Origin of the sequence: Tenacibaculum sediminilitoris, assembly GCF_964513795.1 — a bacterium.
GTDB lineage: Bacteria > Bacteroidota > Bacteroidia > Flavobacteriales > Flavobacteriaceae > Polaribacter > Polaribacter sediminilitoris.
Window position 1 is genome coordinate 1 of record NZ_CAZEQR010000037.1, and the last position, 5,192, is coordinate 5,192.

The window sequence follows — 5,192 nt, forward strand, 5'->3', positions numbered from 1 at the left end:
CAAGTCCAACAGAAGAGTTTGTTAGAGAGTATGTAGCACCAAGAAATGAGACAGAACATGCGTTAGTAGCAATTTGGGAAGAAGTGTTAAACAAAGAAGGTATAGGAATTAAGGATAATTTCTTTGAATTAGGCGGACACTCGCTTAAAGGAATACAAATTGTTTCGAGAATCAAAAAAGAATTAGGAGTTACATTGGAATTAAAGGAACTCTTCATCTCTCCAGTATTAGAAGATGTTGCTTCAAAAATTTCAATCATTCAATGGGCGAAGGCACCTAAAATATCAGAAGATAATATCATTAAAAAAGATACCATAATATTATGAATGTATATTCATTTTTAAAAGAATTAAAATCTAAAGAAGTTCAATTAAATCTCGATAATGGGAAATTAGAGATTCAAGCTCCTGAAGGAGTTTTAACTTCTAAAGTTGTTGAACAATTGAAAAATTATAAAGAAGAAATTATTGATTTGTTGAAGCAAGTAAACAATGAAGATAGTTTATTCGAAATTCCTGTTGCTACAAAAAAGGAATATTACCCACTATCATTTTCTCAAAATAGATTATGGGTCTTGGATCAATTTGAGCAAGTAGGAACAGTCTTTAATATGGCCATGCATTATTGGCTACACGGTACGATAGATACAATACTATTTAAAAGAGCATTTGAAATTTTAGTAGAAAGACATGAAATTTTAAGAACTCGATTTGTATATGAAGAAGGACAACCATATCAAAAGATATTAGAAAACACAAACGAAGGAATTTCTTTTGAAAACTTAGATTATTCAAACAATGAAAAACCTTATCAGTCAGTTCAAGCGAAAGCACAAGAAATAACGGCAGCTAAATTTAATTTAGAGAAAGACCCGTTACTAAAAGTAGCAATTATAAAAGTTTCAAGCGAACGTTACTTTTTATCGCTATGTATTCATCATATTATTTCTGATGAATGGTCTATGAATGTATTAGTACATGATGTAATTGCGATATATAGCGGGTTAAAAAAAGGAGAAGAAGCAAACTTACAACCGTTAAGAATACACTTTAAAGACTACGCAAGTTGGGAATTAGAAAACATAGAAAACGAAAATACGAGTAAACAATATTGGTTAAAAAACCTAGAAGGTACACTTCCTGTATTAGAATTAGCTTCAGATTATACGCGTCCAGTTATACAAACATACAATGGAAACGAAATATCTGTAAAAATCTCAAAAGAAAACAGTCTGCAATTTCGTGAACTATTAGAAAACCAAGGCGCTACATTATTCATGGGAGTAATGTCGTTAGTATATACGTTATTATACAAATACAGTGGTCAAGATGATATCATTTTAGGAGCGCCAGTATCTGGGCGTAAACACCCTGACTTAGAAGAACAAATAGGTTTTTACGTAAACACATTGGCTTTAAGACAAAAGATTGATGGTGAATCAGACTTTTCAGAACTATTACAACAAGTAAAGAAAAATATTTTAAATGGCTACCAGCACCAATCATATCCTTTTGATTTATTGGTGAACGAATTAGACGTACAAAGAAATCCATCAAGATCCCCTCTATTTGATGTCATGGTTGTTGTTCAAGATCAAGAAAAAGAACATGCGACCAAACTTGAAAATGTAATTATTGAAGAAGCTCCATTAGAAAAAAAACAAAGTAAATACGATTTTACCTTTTGGTTTAAAGAAAATAGAGAAGGAGAATTAAGTATTCAAATAGAATACAACACAGATATTTACAAAGAACAAACAATACAAGGATTAGGAAAGCATCTAAGAAAACTACTGGAAAAAGTAATCATAGAAAACAATATTCCTTTAAATGAATTAACGCTAATTGATGAAAAGTCAATTCAAAAAATAGAAAAATTTAATGAAACTGATATAGCATTTCCTCAAAATGATTCTATACTAGATTTATTTAAAAATCAAGTAGAGAAAACACCAAATACAATTGCAGTAGTAATAGATGATAAAAAAATAACATATAAGGAGTTGGATGAGATTTCGAATCAATTGACTCATGTGTTGGATATAAAAAATGGAACATTAGTACCTATTTGTGTAGACCGGTCATTGGAAATGATTATAGGAATTTTAGCAATACTAAAATCAGGAGGAGCTTACGTACCAATAGATCCTGAATTACCACAAAGTAGGATTTCATATATAATAGAAAATACTGAAACTACTTTTGTTTTAACAGAAAAGAAGTATGCGGATTGTTTCAATATACCACATATAAATTTAGATAATAAATCAATATATGAAAACCAGCCGACATCACCACCTTCGATTGAAATTAAAAAATCGTCTTTAGCCTATGTAATATACACTTCAGGATCTACTGGAAAACCAAAAGGGGTTAAGATAGATCATGCAGGAATTTATAATCGACTGCTGTGGATGAAAGAATATTTAGATATTTCAGTTAACGATAATATACTTCAAAAAACAAATTTTAGTTTTGATGTTTCGGTTTGGGAATTATTACTTCCATTAATTTGTGGGGCAAGATTAGTATTCTCGAAACCACTAGGACACAAAGATACAAAGTACCTAAAAGAAGTTATTAAAGAAAAGAATATCACGTTAATACACTTTGTACCTACAATGCTATCTGCCTTTCTTATGGAATTAAATGAGGAGGATGAAATAAATAGTTTGTGTAATGTAATTTGTAGTGGAGAATCATTACCAGCAAATACTGTAAAACAATTTCAAGCCAAACTGCCAAAAGTAAGGTTACATAATTTATACGGTCCTACGGAAGCTTCAATTGATGTTACTGCCATTGATTTAACAAACCACCAACAAGGAAAAATAACCATAGGAAAGCCAATAGCAAATACCAAAATTCACATTGTTGATAGTAAAGGTAATATACAGCCTATTGGGGTTAAAGGTGAACTATTAATTGCTGGAGTTCAAGTGGCAAAAGGATATGTAAATAATAAAGATTTAACAGAACAAAAGTTTATAGATAACCCGTTTAATAGAGAAGATACAAACAAAGTTTACAAAACTGGAGACTATGCTAAATGGCTTTCCGATGGAAATATTGAATTTTTAGGTAGAATAGACAATCAAATAAAATTAAGAGGATATCGTATTGAGTTGAGCGAAATAGAATCTTTATTACAAGAAAATTCTAGTGTGAATCAAGCTGTTGTAATAGTGAAAGAGGATTTTATTTTAGGATATGTTACAGGAAAAGAAACAATTAATATTGATTGTTTAATAGAACTACTTCGAAGCAAGCTACCAAAATACATGGTGCCAGCTCATATTCAACAATTAAATGAATTCCCATTAACACATAGTGGCAAACTAGACAAATCATCCTTACCAATTCCAGAAGGAATATCTACAAAAATATATATCGCACCAAAGACGGAAACTGAAAAACAAATAGCCGCCATTTGGTCAGAGTTACTATTAGCATCTCAAGTTGGAGTAGAAGATGATTTCTTTGAATTAGGAGGAAACTCTATCAAAGCAATTCAGTTCATTACCAAACTAAAAAAAGAAGCTTCATTACACACAAGTATAGAAACTATATTTAAAAATCCAGTACTAAAAGATTTGGCATCACAAATAACCACAGTACAAACGGAAATTAACATACCTAAAATAGAAAAGCAAGAAGATTACGAACTATCAAAAGCGCAACGAGGAACCTGGATTCAGGTGCAAAAACAGCCTAATGCGCCGATGTTTAACATCTTTAATATTTATAAATTAAAAGGAAAACTAAACCGTACAGCCTTACAAGAAGCGTTCAATCAATTAATAGCATATCACGAAAGTTTACGAACAATCTTTGTGAAAAAAGGGGTAGAACCTCGTCAAAAAATAGTTTCAAGTAAAGCGTATAATTTTTCAGTAGCATTCAAACAAGCACATGAAAGTGCAGCAGTTCTTCAAGAATTTACAAATCATATTTTTGATTTAAACAAAGGACCTCTTTTCAAAGTAACTGTAGTACAGAATGATGCTAATAATCAAGAACTATATTTCTCTATACATCATATTATTTCAGACGAATGGTCAATGCAAATATTAGTACGAGATCTTGTTACTTATTACAACGGATTAGTACAGGGTTCAGAAATAGATTTAACACCATTACCAATTCAATATAAAGATTATGCAGCTTGGCAAACTAAGATGCTCAACAGTACGCAATTTGAAGCCTCAGGTAATTATTGGAAGAATCATTTATTAGAAGCACCCCGAATCGAGTTAGCTTCTGATCGCCCACGACCAGAAGTTATGAGTAACAGAGGTTTACAATATAATGTTAAATTCTCAAAAGAAGCCAGTGAGGGGTTAAAAGGAATCTGTGTAACATCAGGCAGCACATTATTCATGGGTGTTAGCGCATTAGTATATGCTTTACTATATCGTTACACAGGTCAATCAGATATTACCTTAGGAACACCAATTGCTGGAAGAATACACGAAGATTTAGAGAATCAAATAGGATTATATATAAACACTTTAGCATTGCGTGCAAAATTTAGTGGTGAAGACAATTTTCAAAAGCTACTGGCCGATGTAAAAGAAGTAAGTATTGCAGGTTTTAGTCATCAATCCTATCCATTTGATGTATTGGTGGAAAAACTAGAAAGCGACTTACAAAAAAATCGTGCGCCACTATTTGACGTGGTTGTTATTTTACAAAATGTAGAATTACAATTCATGAAATCTTTAAAGATGGAAGGAATTGAAATTGAAGGAAAAGATATTGATTTAAAAGTAAGTAAAAGCGACCTTCGATTTGAATTTATAGAACGAGAAGGTCAGATAGAATGTGGTATTGAATATAGTACAGATTTATATGATGAAGACCGTATTATTAGAATGGGTAACCATCTTGAGAACTTGTTAGCAGAAATTTTGGCAACTCCAGAAGTTTCCATGAAAGAACTCACATATTTAGGAGAAGAAGAATTATCTACTACAGATTGGTTTTCAAAATCAGTAGCTACGGTAGTACCTCAATATATACATAAGAACTTTGAAAACATTGTTAATCAGTATCCATCTCAGACAGCATTAATAGATGTAAATGGAGAGACGACTTATGAAGCCTTAAATAAATTTTCGAATCAACTAAGTAATTTATTAGTAGATGTAGATATTTCAGTAGGAGATTCGATAGGCGTATTATTACCAAGTG

At 31.4% G+C, this 5,192-nt stretch carries 2 protein-coding genes; both read left to right on the plus strand.

Features of this window, described 5'->3' with window-relative positions:
- The coding region (locus tag ACKTSW_RS09575) for a phosphopantetheine-binding protein (RefSeq protein ID WP_408025043.1) at positions 1 to 326 on the plus strand (326 nt) is incomplete at its 5' end.
- Positions 323 to 5,192, plus strand: a 4,870-nt coding sequence (locus ACKTSW_RS09580; RefSeq protein ID WP_408025044.1) for an amino acid adenylation domain-containing protein, incomplete at its 3' end; no start/stop codon positions are given. The genes ACKTSW_RS09575 and ACKTSW_RS09580, both read left to right, overlap by 4 nt.